Source organism: uncultured Tissierella sp. (assembly GCF_902479755.1).
GTDB lineage: Bacteria > Bacillota > Clostridia > Tissierellales > Tissierellaceae > Tissierella > Tissierella carlieri.
Genome location: NZ_CABSQO010000026.1, coordinates 19,017 through 34,968 on the forward strand (window position 1 = coordinate 19,017; position 15,952 = coordinate 34,968).

At 31.9% G+C, this 15,952-nt stretch carries 17 protein-coding genes; all 17 read right to left on the reverse strand.

Going from position 1 to position 15,952, the window contains the following annotated elements:
- The 17 genes from RDK80_RS13655 to RDK80_RS13735 all read right to left on the reverse strand — a co-directional run bounded on the left by RDK80_RS13655 (position 1) and on the right by RDK80_RS13735 (position 15,951).
- On the reverse strand, positions 1-1,365 hold the full coding sequence (locus RDK80_RS13655) for a GlmL-related ornithine degradation protein (protein ID WP_216555257.1): 1,365 nt from the start codon (positions 1,363-1,365) through the stop codon (positions 1-3).
- A complete protein-coding gene (oraE, locus tag RDK80_RS13660; RefSeq protein WP_308524572.1) occupies positions 1,355-3,571 on the reverse strand; it encodes a D-ornithine 4,5-aminomutase subunit OraE in 2,217 nt (738 codons plus the stop codon). The genes RDK80_RS13655 and oraE overlap by 11 nt, the downstream gene beginning before the upstream one ends.
- Entirely contained in the window at positions 3,571-3,936 is a 366-nt protein-coding gene (locus RDK80_RS13665; RefSeq protein ID WP_216555239.1) for an ornithine aminomutase subunit alpha, read from the reverse strand. The genes oraE and RDK80_RS13665 overlap by 1 nt, the downstream gene beginning before the upstream one ends.
- Before the next feature lie 14 nt (positions 3,937-3,950).
- A complete protein-coding gene (gene ortB, locus RDK80_RS13670) occupies positions 3,951-5,369 on the reverse strand; it encodes a 2-amino-4-oxopentanoate thiolase subunit OrtB (protein ID WP_308524573.1) in 1,419 nt (472 codons plus the stop codon).
- Between the two features lie 2 nt (positions 5,370-5,371).
- Positions 5,372-5,677 carry a 2-amino-4-oxopentanoate thiolase subunit OrtA gene (gene ortA / locus RDK80_RS13675; protein ID WP_256311721.1) on the reverse strand — a complete coding sequence of 102 codons (306 nt, stop codon included), beginning with the start codon at positions 5,675-5,677 and terminating at the stop codon, positions 5,372-5,374.
- Between the two features lie 179 nt (positions 5,678-5,856).
- The gene (gene ord, locus RDK80_RS13680; RefSeq protein ID WP_308524574.1) at positions 5,857-6,906 is read right to left on the reverse strand and encodes a 2,4-diaminopentanoate dehydrogenase; all 1,050 of its coding nucleotides are present in this window, start codon (positions 6,904-6,906) and stop codon (positions 5,857-5,859) included.
- A gap of 230 nt (positions 6,907-7,136) precedes the next feature.
- On the reverse strand, positions 7,137-8,549 hold the full coding sequence (locus tag RDK80_RS13685; RefSeq protein WP_094900775.1) for a sigma-54-dependent Fis family transcriptional regulator: 1,413 nt from the start codon (positions 8,547-8,549) through the stop codon (positions 7,137-7,139).
- 15 nt (positions 8,550-8,564) lie between these two features.
- Positions 8,565-9,302, reverse strand: coding sequence for a peptidoglycan editing factor PgeF (gene pgeF, locus RDK80_RS13690; RefSeq protein WP_216561170.1), 738 nt, complete (start codon positions 9,300-9,302; stop codon positions 8,565-8,567).
- 2 nt (positions 9,303-9,304) lie between these two features.
- The gene (nrdR, locus tag RDK80_RS13695; RefSeq protein WP_094900771.1) at positions 9,305-9,775 is read right to left on the reverse strand and encodes a transcriptional regulator NrdR; all 471 of its coding nucleotides are present in this window, start codon (positions 9,773-9,775) and stop codon (positions 9,305-9,307) included.
- Between the two features lie 57 nt (positions 9,776-9,832).
- On the reverse strand, positions 9,833-10,087 hold the full coding sequence (locus tag RDK80_RS13700; RefSeq protein ID WP_094900769.1) for a YlmC/YmxH family sporulation protein: 255 nt from the start codon (positions 10,085-10,087) through the stop codon (positions 9,833-9,835).
- A gap of 266 nt (positions 10,088-10,353) precedes the next feature.
- Complete coding sequence (sigG, locus tag RDK80_RS13705; RefSeq protein WP_094900767.1) at positions 10,354-11,127, reverse strand: RNA polymerase sporulation sigma factor SigG; 774 nt, start codon at positions 11,125-11,127, stop codon at positions 10,354-10,356.
- Positions 11,128-11,224: 97 nt separating this feature from the next.
- Complete coding sequence (sigE, locus tag RDK80_RS13710; RefSeq protein WP_216561317.1) at positions 11,225-11,935, reverse strand: RNA polymerase sporulation sigma factor SigE; 711 nt, start codon at positions 11,933-11,935, stop codon at positions 11,225-11,227.
- Positions 11,925-12,848, reverse strand: coding sequence for a sigma-E processing peptidase SpoIIGA (locus RDK80_RS13715; RefSeq protein WP_216561172.1), 924 nt, complete (start codon positions 12,846-12,848; stop codon positions 11,925-11,927). The genes sigE and RDK80_RS13715 overlap by 11 nt, the downstream gene beginning before the upstream one ends.
- Before the next feature lie 129 nt (positions 12,849-12,977).
- Entirely contained in the window at positions 12,978-14,075 is a 1,098-nt protein-coding gene (gene ftsZ, locus RDK80_RS13720) for a cell division protein FtsZ (protein WP_216561174.1), read from the reverse strand.
- 61 nt (positions 14,076-14,136) lie between these two features.
- Complete coding sequence (locus RDK80_RS13725) at positions 14,137-14,490, reverse strand: small basic family protein (protein ID WP_374041673.1); 354 nt, start codon at positions 14,488-14,490, stop codon at positions 14,137-14,139.
- On the reverse strand, positions 14,483-15,208 hold the full coding sequence (locus RDK80_RS13730) for a DUF881 domain-containing protein (protein ID WP_216561178.1): 726 nt from the start codon (positions 15,206-15,208) through the stop codon (positions 14,483-14,485). Before RDK80_RS13730 ends, RDK80_RS13725 begins: the two co-directional genes overlap by 8 nt.
- An 11-nt stretch (positions 15,209-15,219) precedes the next feature.
- Positions 15,220-15,951: a DUF881 domain-containing protein gene (locus RDK80_RS13735; RefSeq protein ID WP_216561180.1), complete on the reverse strand. Its 732-nt coding sequence runs from the start codon at positions 15,949-15,951 to the stop codon at positions 15,220-15,222.
- Between the last annotated feature and the right edge of the window lies 1 nt (position 15,952).

A 15,952-nucleotide genomic window follows, 5' to 3' on the forward strand; every position in this document is an offset into this window, starting at 1 on the left:
TTATTCCCCCTTAAGACTGTTTTCTAATAGCCTTAATGCTTCTTCTGGATATTTCTTAGCCATTACTCCAAGTGAAGCCATTATATAATGATTATCTATTAATATTTCAGCCTCAGCATTTGGAAGTAAATCATTTCCTTTATTGGAAAGTGCAATTTCTCCAAGTATCATTTTTCTATTAGGCAACCGTGTTAGTGCACCACCTGTACCAATTATATATTTTACTTGGGTTAAATCTTTACCTTCTGCAATGGTTTTCTTACCACTTGGTCCATATAGATGCTTAAGTCCTCCTGCATGCCTTCTCACTGCTGTAATAGTTGCATGCAATGTCAACTTTTCTACAAACTGCTTTTCTAAATCTGTCTCTGGAATTGGCTTATGATGAGCAATTAGATCTTCCAGTTCTTCCATGGTGATTTGTAGTTCCTTAACTAATTCTTCTTTCCCTACCATATCTACTACATTTTTCATGCTCACATAAACTCCAAGGTCTCCTTCTACAGTTCTCTTAGCCTTAGGCTCTGGATTAATTAAAATTCTTGATATTTCATCACTGTCCTCTGTAACTGAATGAACATCTGTTGTAGCTCCACCTACATCAATTGTTACTAAATCTCCAATGTCATCGTATAAAAGCTGAGAAGCTGCCATTACCGCTCCTGGTGTTGGCATAATAGGACCAGTTACCATTTCCCTTACACGCTCCATACCTGGTGCGTGAATTATATGCTTTTCAAAGACTTCTTGAATTACCTTTCTTGTAGGTTCTACATTTAATTCATCAATCTTAGGATAAACATTATCAACTATATAAAGCTCTGTTTGTTTGCCTTCAAAAGCATCCTTTACATCTTCATGATTTTCTATATTACCTGCATATATAACAGGTATGTTTAAATTCAATTCTGCAATAAGCTCTGAATTATAAAGTGCTGTATCTCTTTCACCATAGTCTACTCCACCTGCAATTAAGATGATATTAGGCTTTATTTCTTCTATCTTTCTTAGATCAGACTTTCGTAGCCTACCAGCTGTAATGAATTTAATATTAGCTCCTGCACCTAATGCGGCCTCTTTAGCAGCTTTAACAGTCATATCATATACTAATCCATGAACGGTCATTCTAAGACCTCCAGCTGCAGAGCTAGTCGCTATAAGTTCATCATAGTCTATAGATTCTTCACCAAGATTTTTTGCTAAATCATCTATAGCCCCTTTTAGTCCAATATTAACATCACCTTCTAATACAGATGTAGCAGATTGACCCTGCCCGATAAATTTCGGGCAGGTATCTAAATCATTAAATGCATTAACTACAGTTGTAGTACTACCTATCTCTGCAACTAATAGATCAATTTTCATTGCTCATCGCTCTTCTCTTTTCAACTAAGAATGTAGCAACATGGGCTCCTTTTGTACCTCTACCAAATCCAGCGTCCATACCAGATTCAATAGCTAACTCATTAGATACTTGAGTTCCACCAGCCGCAAGGATGATTTTATCTCTTATACCTTTTTCAATACATAAGTCATTTAATTTTTTCATGTTCTTATAGTGGATATCATCATGAGAAATAATAGTTGATGAAAGAATTGCATCAGCATTTAATTCAATCGCTGCGTCAACTAATTTTTCAACTGGTATTGACGTACCTAATATATGACATTCAATACCATATTTCTCTATTCCACCATGTTTAATATCAATGATTTCACGAATACCTACGGAGTGTTCATCTTCACCAACAGTTGCTGCTACAATCTTCATTGGCTTAGCTTTAATATCTTCACGGATTTCTTCTTCAGTTAATACCTTTGGTTTTGGAGGTATAACTAAATCCTTAGTATCTATAGTAAATGCAACTCTACCTTTTAACTCTATACGAGTTCCTTCAGCTTCTTGCATTATTTCTTTGTGGATTACCTCTACATCTTCTAATCCCATTTTCTTGCCTATTTCAATAGCAGCAAATTCTGCTGTTCTTTCGTCAGTAGGTAAGAATAATGTTTGTAAGACAATACCATCTCCAAGCCATTCCATCTCAGGCTTAATCTTAGATGTAGTTCTAAGTTCCTTAACTTCTTCTAGTCTTACATTAACATTATCGTTTTCATCTAATTCATCTATAAATATAATCTTAGATGGATCTTCAAATGTTCCTCCATCGATTAGAGCAGCTGGATTATCTACTAAGCTTTCATTATATTGACCCACGTTATTATATCCAAAGTGTGCAGTTACTGGAGCCATATAATCAGCATCTCTTTCGTATACTGTTCCTTCTCCTACTCCAGCATCAGCTTTTCTAATTATACCATCGTTGTTTCTTTCTGGATAATATCCGGAGTCAACGAAGAATCCAGCTTCTACTGCGTTAAAGTATCCACCAGCTTCAATGATTTCCTCCATGAATAGGATAGCTCTTTCTTTTAGTTCTCTAACCTTATCTGCTAACTCGCCTTTATCTCTCTTGATTTCAACCATTGCACCTAATCCATCCATACCAGCAAAGGCTTGTTTAGCCGTGTCTACTGCTTCAATATTATAAATATGCCATGGTACATTTCTTCCTTCATCTGGAGTGATTGTAGATTGAATATCTGCTCTAGTTAATTGAGAAATTAATAGGTTAAGCACATGGGTTACAGTTGCTTCTCTAGGAGAAGATTCCATGTATTTTGTATTCATTTGTGCTCTCATCTTATACTCTCTGAAAAATTCTCTTAAAGCTACAGCATAAGGTAAATCCAATCTCATACATGGTGCTGGTGGTGCTGTTGGTGGTACTGTTGAAAGACAGATATTTTCTTTCTTCATTCCAACTTTTACAGAGAATATTGAGTTTATAGCATGTTGTACCATAAGCTCTGGCATTACCTTCCACGCTTCTCTTGCAGTAGCATTTGCATTATGAGCACCATCTATTTGTGCTATATCTGCCCAAGCCATAACCCTCTTAGCTTCTGCTGCATCAACGAAGGATCTAATCATGTTTATATTTCTATAAAGAACATTATATTGAGGGTCTTGATGAGCTCCATTTACTCCTTCTTCAGCAAACATTACTGCAATTTCTGGACCTGCTACACCAGACACATAGGAGTGGTAGTTAATTGGTCTTCCTACTTCGTCTTCTATAAAATCTAAAGCTTTTCTTTGAGCTCTAACTTGTTTTCTTGAAATAGGAATTCCACCTACTCCCTGAGGAGTTCCTTCTATAAGGCTCTCAAAGTGAGATTGTCCTGCTGTTCTAATAACCATTATATGGTCTGCTCCATGCCATGCAGCCATTCTCATACGTCTTATATCATCTTCAAACCTACCTGATGCAATTTCTGTTGTGATTACAGCCTTTGGTTGTGGATCTATATTATCAAAATATTTTGCAGCTGGTAACGGTTGACTATTTTCTAAGGATTCGGATGTATCATAATATTCAAACTTACCTATTTGTCTCTTTTCTTCTGTTCCTTCTCTCCAGTGCCAGCCTCTTCTTCTAGGTTTATATTTATCAATATCTTTTAAAATATATTCTATGTCTAATTTTTTATTTGGTTTTAATTCCATTAGTTGGCACCTCCTTTAAATAAAACTACTACGTCATCCCACATTTCACCATTAACTAGTTTAAGCCCTGCTTCTCTAATGTCCATATTCTTTTCCTTAGCTAATTTGTAAACTATATGTCCTACACCTTTACCCATTAGCCCTCTATCAATTGCTCCATCAACAATAGATTTGGCTTCTATACTTGAAAAACCCATTCTTAGTAATACGGATCTTTCAATAGATGGAGATGTGTTTTTTCTAGCTAATTCAACTATTGGATCAACTATCTTTCCAGCTAATTCCCAAAACCTAGCTTCCAATTCTTCTTCTGTTAAATTAGCTAAATGTTTTCTTCTATCTTGAAAATCATCTGCTCTACTCATTTTTCAACCTCCTATTAATAGCTTATTCCTAATTCATCTAACACAGATTTGACAAATTCAGCATTTGATCTAGTGTCTTCAACAAGGAAATCTATATCTTCTTTAGTTGCTTTAGTTGCTTTAACATGATCTACTGCATTTCTTATATAAGATCTTCTAGTTTTATTCAAATCTAATTCTTGTAACTTAATATAGGATGGGTCTTTTGGAAGTATTATATTCTTTCCAGGTATCTCATCAGCTGGATCACCTATTATTACTTCTATTCCATTTTCCTTAGCAAATGTAAGTTGAGGATTAATATGTTTACCTGCTCCTGTATATTCTGTTTCTTGTACTACTATTATTTGGTCTTCATCCATTTCTTGCGCTAGTTTAAAAGCAGCCGATAATGCAGTATTTCCTGCTGGTCCTCTTTCAAGTCCCTCTAATTGAGCTAATAATTCTGTCATATAGAATACTGTACCTTGGTTCATAGTAACATATCTGTCAATATATCTTAGAGGTCTAGCTGCTGATCTAGGAACATCAGATCTATCTGGCCAAGTAGCGAAGGGTATACCAAATCCTGTATGTCCTGTTGTAAATGATTTTTTGTTAAATTGTGTATCTGAGGCCATATGAAGCCCTTGTAAACTAACACTTGCGCCTACTATTTGAGTATTAGTTGCTCCTGCCTTGATTAATCCTCTAGCAGTACCAGTTAAGTTTCCTCCACCAGCATTTGTAATAACTACTACATCTGGGTCTTTTCCTTCTCTTTCTCTAAATTCCATAGATAGTTCATATCCTAGAGTTTCAACTCCAGCTATACCAAATGGAGAATATAAAGAAGCATTAAAATAACCAGTTTCTTCTAATAATACTAGGAATGTATAGAATAGCTCTGGTCCTACTGTTAGTTGAACTACTTCTGCACCATAAGCTTCACATGCCCTAGCTTTTTCGATTATTTCTGGCTGACCTACTCCTCTAGAATCATAACATTCTTGAACTATGATACATTTTAGACCTTGCATTGCAGCTTGAGATGCTACTGCAGCACCATAATTACCTGATGTAGCTGCTATAACGCCTTTATATCCTAATTTTTTTGCATGATAACATGCTGTAGCTGCTCTTCTTGCTTTAAAGCTACCAGAAGGATTTCCTGCCTCGTCTTTAACAAATATTCTTGCTCCCTTTCCTTTTGGTGCAAATTTTCTAGCTAATTCCGTTAAATTTCTAAGTTCAAATACTGGAGTATTACCTACTCCTGTTCTTCCTTGGATTTCCTCAATTTCTTGTAGACTATAGCCTGTTTCTCTCATCATCTTTTCATAGTCAAAAGCTATGCTACCTGACTCAAATATTTCATAATCTATACCAACTGCTTTTTTCATTATCTCTGGTCTTCTTGCCATAACAGCATCATAACTCATATCTCTAGTCATTATTATTCACCATCCTTTGCCAATAATTCTCTTGCTTGACGACCTATATATAAAAGTTCAGGAACACATTTTCCAAAGTCATGTTTGTAATATGGATTAACTTCTAATAAATCTCCTTCTACTGTTCTTCCGATATAAGTTTCTACTTTTACTTTATCACCGATATTTGCACTTTCGTCTAATAAAAATCCTTTAACCCACATCTCTAGTGGTACATTTTGTGTATCTTCTGGAATACTTGTTGCTCTTTGTCCTACTTCTAATACTATATTATGAATTCTTACCCAATCACCACGTTTTGCATCCATTTATATCCCTCCATTTAATCAATTCTCAATGCACAGTTCACAATTAACAATTAAAACATTACCTTAGATTACTCATTAACCTTGTAAAAAAGACAGGAGAAACACCCATACTCTTTTGGGGGAATATCTCCTTATCTTTTAATTGTTAATTGTTCTTCGTTAATTGTTAATTGTTTTAATTAGTCTTCTATTAATTCTCTCATATCTCCCATGATAGCCCTTGGAACTGGTAAATCTATCATAGTTTTTAAACCTGGTCTTGCGTTGATTACGTTTGGAATCATATTAACTGTCATAGCTATAGTCCCAATACCTCCTGGTACTTCAGGGGTAATTTGCATATTGATATTTGGTGTACCCTTTATTGTTATATAATCTCCTGTTGTTCCACCTTCTAATTGTGGTTCAACTTGTTGTGGATGAAGCATTTCAATTTTTAGCTCTCCATCAACATAGCCAAATCCTTTCATGTTACATCCAGCTACATCTCCAGGTTGCACTTCTGCATATGGAGCTTTTCTATATACTGATGAAACAATAGGTGCTCTATCTAATTTAATTTCATCACTTAATTTCCATCCTAAAGCATCTGCTATCATAGTGATTGATTCTGGGAATCCTACGTGTCCAGCTAAATCATTTTCTGCTACTCTTTTGTTAAATGTATCTACAGTAATACCTACTCCTTGGCCATGCATTACTGCTGGACCAAATGGTGAAAGATTATTGATTCTCTCAGCCTTAATGCTTTCTACATCTATACATGCTCCAGTAAGTGTAATTACTAGTAAGTCCATAATAAGTCCTGGGTTGATACCAGTACCTAATACAGTAACTCCATTTTCTTTAGCTATTCTATCTAATTCTTTAGCTAATTCTGGTTCTTGTGCTTGTGGATATGCCATTTCCTCTGCAGTAGATACTACATTAATTTTTCTTTCAAGGCAATATTTCATTTTATCAAAAGAATCTCTTGTAAATGAATCAGTAGCAATTACTACGATGTCTGCAACACCTTCTTTTATTACATCTTCATAAGAACCTGTAAGTAAGTCTTTTCTATTTCCTCTTTCAATATCTAAGAAGTCATACATAGATTTTCCTATCTTGTCCCCTCTTACAACTGCTCCAACTATATCTACACCTTTCTTGTTTAAAAGCATTTCTGCTATACCTTTACCCATTGCTCCTAAACCCCATACAATTACTCTTACATTATCTTTTCTCATGAAATAAACCTCCTTAATTAATTTTAATTTATTATATATGCAATGTCTTTGTCACACTTATTATATATGCAATATCTTTGCCAACTTTTTAAAGAATTATTATACTTATAGAAAATTGTCTATTTATAGCGGTTTATCACAGCAAACAAAAGTATTTTCAAACAATTTTAAATTTTAAAATATATAAAAAAATGCAATAATATTTGCATCTAGATGCAAATATTATTGCATTACCTCTTATATTTTTTTAATTTATGCTGTAATGTCTGTCTTTTTATTCCCAATTCTTCTGCAGTTTTAGATATATTATATTGATTATTATTTAAAGCATTAAATATAATATCCTTCTCCATCTCTTCTAATATGTTAGGTAAAGTTTTATTTTTCTCCTGAAAGACAATAGCATTTTTCAAAGGCTTATCTTGCATTATATAGATGGAAGAAATAAAATCTTCCTTTTTCAATATCCTTTCTTCATCATCTACTATATTCATAGCTCCTTCTATAACATTGCCTAATTCTCTAACATTTCCAGGCCAAGTATATTCCATGAAAGAATTTATTACCTCTTCAGATATCTTCTCTATTTTCTTTCCTAAAAGAGAATTATATTTATTGACAAAATGATTTGATAATACTAAAATATCTTTTTTTCGTTCCTTTAATGATGGTATCTGTATAAAAATAACATTTAATCTGTAATATAAATCTTTTCTAATGGTTTCTTTCTTTAAGGTCTCTAAAGGTTCTTCATTTGTAGTAGCTATTATTCGTACGTCAATAGGTATATCTTTTGTCCCTCCTACACGTCTTATATATCCTTCTTGCAATACCCTTAAAAGCTTTGCTTGCAAAGGCAATGACATAGAATTAATCTCGTCTAACATTAGAGTTCCACCATTAGCTTGTTCAAAAATTCCCTCTCTTTCAACTGCTCCTGTAAATCCTCCTTTGTCAGTTCCAAATAATATTCCTTCTAATAGTGCCTCGGGTATAGCAGCACAATTTTGTGCTATAAAAGGTTTATTAGCTCTTATACCTCCATAATGGATACTCTGGGCAAACAGTTCTTTACCAGTACCTGTATCTCCATATATAAGCACACTGGAACTTGAATTACTAGCCTTTCTTGCTATTTTCTTAGCTAATGACATAGACGGATCTTCGCCTATAATATCATCAAAATTATATCTTTTTATCTTAGCTCTAAGACTTTTCTTTGATGATTTAGTTGATGATAGTTCATTTTGTAATTCTATTAATTGATCAGATAAGTTTTTAATATGTGTTATGTTATTAGCTATTTCAAGAGCTCCTATTATCTTCTCATCCGAATAAAGAGGTATAGTTGAATTTATAGTAGTTATCCTTTGTCCCTTAAAGTTTAAATAGGATTGCGTACTATTTAAAATAGCTTCTCCTGTATGAAGTACCTTTATTAAAGTAGATGTCTCTTCATTTAGACTAGGAAAGATATCTAAAATATCCTTTTCAATTACTTGATTTGTATCTAGCCCTTCTAGCTGAGCCATAACTTTATTATAGATTACAGTCCGTCTCTCATTATCTATGACGTGAATCCCTATATCTGCATGATGCAAAATATTTTGCATTATGATTTTGTTTAAGTCTATTTTCTTCATTCTATCATCCTTAGTTTAATGATTTAAGGTTATAGCTGCAATCATTCTATTTTTTGTTCCTTTTTCTTTTCTATAGGAATATAAATTATCTATATTACAAGATGTACATAATTTACTTAAGAAAGTTTTCTTTTCACTTACTCCTAGATTTATGAGATTCATCTTATTTACTTTCCATAAATCTAAGTACATCTTATGATCCCTATATATAATCATATCTATATAATCAGGATATTGTTTCTTAAAGAGTTTTTCTACATCAAGTCCTATTTCATAACAACAAGATCCGATAGATGGACCTATTGCAGCTGAAATATCTTCTATATTACATCCAAAATGTTCAATCATATTTTCTATTACTACTTTGACTATATTATTTAAAGTTCCCTTCCAGCCAGCATGGGCCAAGGCTATTACTTCTTTAATATTGTCATAAAAATAAATAGGTACACAATCAGCATGGTAAGTACAAAGTGCTATACCCTTTTTATTGGTTATAAATCCATCCTTCTCTTGGGTACTTACTTCAATAATATTTTGATCTTTTATAATCAGTACATCCGTTCCATGAACTTGTTTTGCTCTATAGATATTTTCTTCATGTATATTTAATACTTCAGATAAATTATTAAATAATTTGTCCTGCTCCCAGCCTATCCTCGTCGAAAAAATATGATTCATCTTTTCATCAAAGTTAAATCCCTCTATTTGATAATATAAAATATTATCTTTATATTTCTTTATAATTTCCATATTTATCTCCTATTTTCATTTCCTTCATCTAATATTTTTTTTAATTCTTCCATAAATGAATTTAAATCTTTAAACTGTCTATAAACAGATGCAAATCTTACATATGACACTTCATCAACATCTTTTAATTTATTCATTACCATTTCTCCAATTTCCTCAGATTTTATTTCTTTCTGCAAAGAATTATACAAGTTTTTTTCTATATCATCTACAATCCCTTCAATAGTGCCTACAGAAACAGGCCTCTTTTCACAAGCCTTTATTATTCCATTTAATAATTTATTTCTATTGTAAGATTGTCTATTGCCATCTTTCTTTACTACTATAAGAGGTATTTCTTCAATTTTTTCATAAGTGGTGAACCTCTTACCACATTCTATGCACTCTCTTCTTCTGCGAATTGCTTGTCCTTCATCGGTAGGTCTAGAATCTATTACCTTTGATTCAAAGTATGAACAAAATGGACATTTCATATTTTCACCTCTTCTAATATTCTACAACTTTATTATAGTATAATGAATACAAAATGTCTAACTAGATATTTCGTTTTTATAATCTACTAAAATAGTATCTGTACCTATTCTTACTATATCATTCCAATCAATAACTATTTCTGAATTCTTACCAAATAGACCCAATACTTTACCTACTCCTGCCCCTAATATTATTATTGCATCAATACGTCCATTTTCTAGATTTAATTCAAAATCATCAACATATCCCATTCTTTGACCAGTGTTTATATTTATTATTTCTTTTTCTCTTATTTCTGATAATTTAAACATAGTTCCACCTCTTCCTTAATATTTAACCTTTTACTATGTATATATAATAATAAAGATAAAATATGACTATAATTTGCTGAGATAAGACAAATCATAAAAAGATTCTATCAAAATATTGATAGAATCTTTTTTGCATCGTATTTAAGGTAAAAAATAAGACCTTTCTTTAAGTTATAAAAGCGATTCTCTAACTCTAAGTTGATGAAATATCAAACCTTCTGCTATCAGGTCCTATTTTTATGATTTATATATAGTTTATTATGGTGCTAGACATATTTTCTCATTTGTCTTAAAGCATTTTTCTCAAGCCTTGATACTTGTGCTTGCGAAATACCAATTTCTTCAGCTACCTCCATTTGAGTTTTTCCTTCGTAAAACCTTAAATTCAATATTTGTTTTTCCCTATTATTTAATTTACCCATGGCTTCCCTAAGTGCTATTTCCCTCAACCATATTTCATCTTCGGCCTTCTCATCCTTTACTTGATCCATAACAAATATGGCATCACCGCTATCATGAAATATTGGTTCAAATAGAGAAACTGGTTCCTGTATTGCCTCAAGAGCAAATACTACATCTTCTTTTGGTAAATTTAACTCTTCCGCTATCTCATATATAGTCGGCTCTTTAGAATTTTTATTAATTAATTGTTCTCTTGCATTCAAAGCCTTATATGCGATATCACGAAGTGATCTAGAAACTCTAATTGAATTGTTATCTCTTAAGTATCTTCTTATCTCTCCTATAATCATAGGCACAGCATAGGTAGAGAATCGTACATTTTGGCTTAAATCAAAATTATCTATGGCTTTTATTAAACCAATACAGCCTACCTGGAATAAATCATCAACATGTTCTCCTCTTCTATTAAATCTTTGGATAATGCTAAGTACTAGTCTTAAATTTCCCTGAATAAATTCTTCCCTTGCTTTTAAATCTCCTGCTTTTATTTTAATAAATAATTTTTGCATTTGCTCATTAGTTAGTACTGGAAGTTTTGAAGTATTTACTCCACATATCTCTACTTTAGATATATGCATTTATTTTCATCCTTTCATGCTGTATTGCCCCTTTCGTATAAAATTATTGCCTCTAATATTATTTTTATTCATAAAATAATATTAGAGGCTAACCAATTTACATCAACTTTACCATTTCTTTCCTAAGTCTTTTAATTATCCTTTTTTCTAGTCGTGATATATATGATTGAGAAATCCCTAACAAGTCAGCTACTTCCTTTTGGGTTTTTTCTTTTCCATTATAAAGACCAAATCTCATCTCTATTATAGCTTTTTCTCTGTTAGATAACCTATCTATTGCTTGTTTGAGAAGAGTTTTATCTACTTCCATCTCTATATCCTTAAATATTACATCTCCATCTGTACCAAGAATATCAGATAGTAAAAGTTCATTACCATCCCAATCAATATTTAAAGGTTCATCTAGAGATATTTCAGATTTCATTTTGCTAGTTCGCCTTAAATACATTAAGATTTCATTTTCTATGCACTTAGATGCATATGTCGCTAGCTTTATATTTTTATCTGGATCAAAAGTATTTACAGCTTTAATTAATCCTATTGTACCTATTGAAATAAGATCTTCAATCGATATCTTTGTATTTTCAAATTTTCTTGCTATATATACTACTAATCTCAAGTTTCTTTCAATAAGAATTCCTTTAACACTTTCATCTGTTTTAAGTAATGATAAATAATATTCTTCCTCTTCAGGTTTTAGTGGAGGAGGTAATACCTCTCCACTACCTATATAATAAACTCCTTTAACTAGATTTAACTTACTTAATACCTTATATAAAAGCTTATGTAATTTCATCTTAATTTTCATTAACACATAAATCCCCCCTGTTTAATATCCTTAAATTTAACAAACCACTATATTGATTATCCGCAGAAAGCCTACCATTGAATATCCCTATTAATAAATCATCATGGGTTGCGATAAAATCGCCATTTGAAATCGTTATATAATCTGGTTTAAATCCTATTAAAATTCCATTTTTTGAGCCAACTGATTTAAATGGGATAATTCGAATTGTGATTTCTTCTTTCAAAGCTTCCATCATCTTCTCAACAACAGTGAAATCATCTTCCTTATTTTCTTCAAAAGTTTCTCTTATGAATTTAGGCAGTAAATTATTTATAACCTCATACTCCACAACGAAAACTGGTAATTTAGATAATGGCTCAATTAATGAATTACCTGTATCTGTTAATGCTGTAAAAGATGATTTTTCATTATTTAAATGAACTGTTACACTTAACAGCTCTTTTTCTTTAGATAATTTTTCTTGATAATAATGTACCATATTCTTAATCATGATTCCTCCTAATACTACTCCTAATATTATATATTTTATAGGAAATCTACCTCCCAGATAATCAGGCTTAAATAATACATTATAATAATTATTAGTAAAATAATAAAAACCAATACTTGCTCCTGCAAAAATAAAAGATATAACATAAAAGGCAGATAATTGCTTTATATATAAAACTAGAGATTTAGAGTTGTATGCAAGTTTTACTATTATAAAAGATATTACTATTTTCATATAAAAGTTTGCAAGAAAACTTAAAGACGGAAAAAATAAAGCAAAAGGATATAAAGCAGTTATAGTAGAAGTAATAAAAATTCTGCCTTTAGTCGTTTTGGTCCTAGTAATTATCTTTGTACTTTGTAATATAGCGTAATTTATTATGAAATTTTCGATAAATAGATACTCTGCTATTATATACAAAGGAATACCTCCTTTGATTTATTTTATTCTCTAATTAAGATTATAGGACATAAAATGTAAAATTTTTGTCACTTTATGAGCAAATAAAAAAACGTATCTCGTCAATAAGATACGTTTTTCTTGCTTTTATTATAATTCTTTTTTATCTCTTCTCCTAAGAAAAATTGGAATATCTAATTCTTCATTATCAAGAGTAGGTGCTGCCTCATTTCCCGCAGCTCTATTAGCATTAATATCATTTACTCCTGATTTTGTAGTATTTATATCTTTGGATAACATGTCAAATCCTGTAGCAATAACAGTTATTTTAATTTCATCCTTTAGGTTTTCATCTATTCCTGCACCAAATATTATATTTGCATCTTTATCTACAGATGCCCTAATTAGATCTGCAGCTTCATTAACTTCAAAAATACCTAAATCTTCCCCACCTGTAATATTCAATAATACAGATTTTGCTCCTTCTATAGAAGTTTCTAACAGAGGAGATTTTATTGCTTGCTTCGCAGCCTCTGTAGCTCTGTTATCACCTGAAGCCATGCCTATACCCATATGCGCAATACCTTTATCCTGCATTATTGTTTTAACATCTGCAAAGTCCAAATTTATAAGATTTGGAACTGCTATCAAATCTGATATCCCTTGGATACCTTCTTTAAGTACCTCGTCTGCCATCACAAATGCTTCAACCATAGTAGTCTTTTTATCTGAAACCTGAAGCAATCTATCATTTGGTATTGTAACTAAAGTATCTACTTTAGACTTTAATTCTTCTATTCCTTGCTCGGCATGTTTTAATCTTCTAGGCCCTTCAAATGTAAAGGGCTTTGTAACTACACCTACAGTAAGAATGCCTAATTCCTTAGCTATTTCTGCCACAATAGGCGCTGCTCCTGTTCCAGTCCCACCACCCATTCCTGCAGTTATAAATATCATATCAGCACCTTTAATAGCTTCCATTATATCATTTCTATTTTCTTCCGCAGCCTTTGCCCCAATATCTGGATTAGCACCAGCACCTAATCCTCTAGTCAATTTCTCTCCTAATTGAAGCTTTACCTCTGCCTTTGAAGAATATAAAGCTTGTCTATCTGTATTTAATGCTATAAAATCAATACCTCTAACTCCGTGTTCAACCATTCTATTAACTGCATTGTTTCCACCACCACCAACGCCAATAACTTTTATTTTAGCAAATTGATCTACATCAACATCAAAATCAAACATATTTTTTCCCCCTTATCTTATTGTAGATAATCTTATATTTAATATAGTTTCAATACATCAATTAATTAGATTCCTTCCTTTTGAATAGCAGAATCCTTCTAATTTGTGCAAAGTTTTCAAATAGTCGTCCTCCAAAAGTAAATATAGCTGCATAATATAGAGGAACTCCAAGTCTATCACCTAAATAAGCAAGAAACGCTGCTAAAGCTGCATTTCCAAAAAAACCTGAAATAAATATATTTATATTAAAGTTTTTTTCCAAATTAGACCTTATACCGCCAAACACCGAATCTAAACAAGCTAATATCGCTACTGATATATAAAGTGAGTAGGATGTATTATAAGTATATGGCAACATAAAGCCTATTATAGCCCCTATTAAAATTCCAATTAGTGCAAAAAACAAATTAATCACCCTCCCCTAATTTTTTGGCGTATTTAAAATTAAATGCTCTTGTAAAACCAGGAATTGTTATTGAATCCTGTATTTCTGGTTCGAAACCTATTTGATATACATTTTTTAATATATCACCATAAGTTCCAGGTGCATTGACAGCAGCATATAGTAGCTTTGGATCACCAATAGCTTTAATAACAAAAGGAGTCGCTGAACTTCTCCCATTTATTCTAATAGTAGGACCACCACATTTTATTTCTGATGTAGCAAGTACCCTTTCACCATTGATGCTTATAGCCTCTGCTCCTGCTATTCTCAAATCATTTATTATATTTAATATGTCTACATCATGAATAACATCATCATTAATATCAAATCCTACAACCGTTTCTTCTGGATTATCATACATAGTAATAACAACTCCTGGACCCTTCAGATCCGTTCGACCAGAATGTATTTTATTGTATTTAATTTGTTCTAATAGAATATCTATTATATTATCGTCACCTTTTGCAATGTTTTCCAGCAGCTCTAATTCCTCTTCTTTCATCTTAATTAGTTTATTTAATTCAGAAATTTCATTATTGATTGAGATGATTTCAGCTTTTGTTGCTTGTAATGATTTAAGAGTTACTGGAGCATACGTCTCAAGTTTCATTTTTATTTGAGTAGCTATAAAAATACCTATTATAATACTAAATAAGGTTAGGATGACTCTAGGATTATTGTTTTTCATAATAATCACCCCTATTGATTTATATTTTCTTCAACTGGACTTGAATATATAAATTCCTTGATTTTTCTATATTTTGGTATAGTAATATTAGATTCTTGGTTTACTTGAACAAGATAATCATAAGATCTTAAATGTGTAACTATTCCACCTTTAAGATTTAATGCTGATTCCAATGTCTCTGGCTTTCCAATGGCTTTAATAACAATTGGAACACTAGTAGATACTCCATTTATTTCAATATGATTTCCTGCCTTTTCTATTTCTGTAAAGGCTGTATACCTTTGATCATTAATAGATATAGCTTCAGCATCAGCTGCATTTAAAACAGATATTACTTGAAGTACTAATTCTAGTTCATCTATAATACTATATCCTTCACCAAATTCAAGATCTACAGGCGGATCATTTATCTCCATTACAATTCCAGGTCCTTCTAAGTCTAAATATCCTGCAAGCGTTCTATATTTCATTGTATCATTATATAGATTTTCTGCATACACATTTTTATCCACTTCACTCATTTCATATTGCTTTATTTTAGCTTCCAGTTCTTCAATTCTTTTGGTTTGGGATTCTCTTTCGTTTTGAGCCTTCTTAAGTTCCACAGCTAATTGCTGCGCCCTCTGTGTAGGTAAAACTCCTTCACCAACAGTTTTATTTATGGTTTTAAACTGGATGGATAAAATAACCCCCAAAAAAATCGATACTAATGTTAATGCAATATATTCCTTAGCTTTTTTCATT

Excerpts from the sequence above, each read along its gene's own strand:
- RDK80_RS13685 (WP_094900775.1), bottom strand. The coding sequence starts at position 8,549 with ATGAAGAAAATAGACTTAAACAAAATCATAATGCAAAATATTTTGCAT.
- nrdR (WP_094900771.1), bottom strand. The coding sequence starts at position 9,775 with ATGAAATGTCCATTTTGTTCATACTTTGAATCAAAGGTAATAGATTCT.
- RDK80_RS13700 (WP_094900769.1), bottom strand. The coding sequence starts at position 10,087 with ATGTTTAAATTATCAGAAATAAGAGAAAAAGAAATAATAAATATAAAC.
- RDK80_RS13735 (WP_216561180.1), bottom strand. The coding sequence starts at position 15,951 with ATGAAAAAAGCTAAGGAATATATTGCATTAACATTAGTATCGATTTTT.
- RDK80_RS13665 (WP_216555239.1), bottom strand. The coding sequence starts at position 3,936 with ATGAGTAGAGCAGATGATTTTCAAGATAGAAGAAAACATTTAGCTAAT.
- ord (WP_308524574.1), bottom strand. The coding sequence starts at position 6,906 with ATGAGAAAAGATAATGTAAGAGTAATTGTATGGGGTTTAGGAGCAATG.
- sigE (WP_216561317.1), bottom strand. The coding sequence starts at position 11,935 with ATGAAAATTAAGATGAAATTACATAAGCTTTTATATAAGGTATTAAGT.
- sigG (WP_094900767.1), bottom strand. The coding sequence starts at position 11,127 with ATGCATATATCTAAAGTAGAGATATGTGGAGTAAATACTTCAAAACTT.
- RDK80_RS13655 (WP_216555257.1), bottom strand. The coding sequence starts at position 1,365 with ATGAAAATTGATCTATTAGTTGCAGAGATAGGTAGTACTACAACTGTA.
- ortB (WP_308524573.1), bottom strand. The coding sequence starts at position 5,369 with ATGACTAGAGATATGAGTTATGATGCTGTTATGGCAAGAAGACCAGAG.
- ftsZ (WP_216561174.1), bottom strand. The coding sequence starts at position 14,075 with ATGTTTGATTTTGATGTTGATGTAGATCAATTTGCTAAAATAAAAGTT.
- ortA (WP_256311721.1), bottom strand. The coding sequence starts at position 5,677 with ATGGATGCAAAACGTGGTGATTGGGTAAGAATTCATAATATAGTATTA.
- pgeF (WP_216561170.1), bottom strand. The coding sequence starts at position 9,302 with ATGGAAATTATAAAGAAATATAAAGATAATATTTTATATTATCAAATA.
- RDK80_RS13730 (WP_216561178.1), bottom strand. The coding sequence starts at position 15,208 with ATGAAAAACAATAATCCTAGAGTCATCCTAACCTTATTTAGTATTATA.
- oraE (WP_308524572.1), bottom strand. The coding sequence starts at position 3,571 with ATGGAATTAAAACCAAATAAAAAATTAGACATAGAATATATTTTAAAA.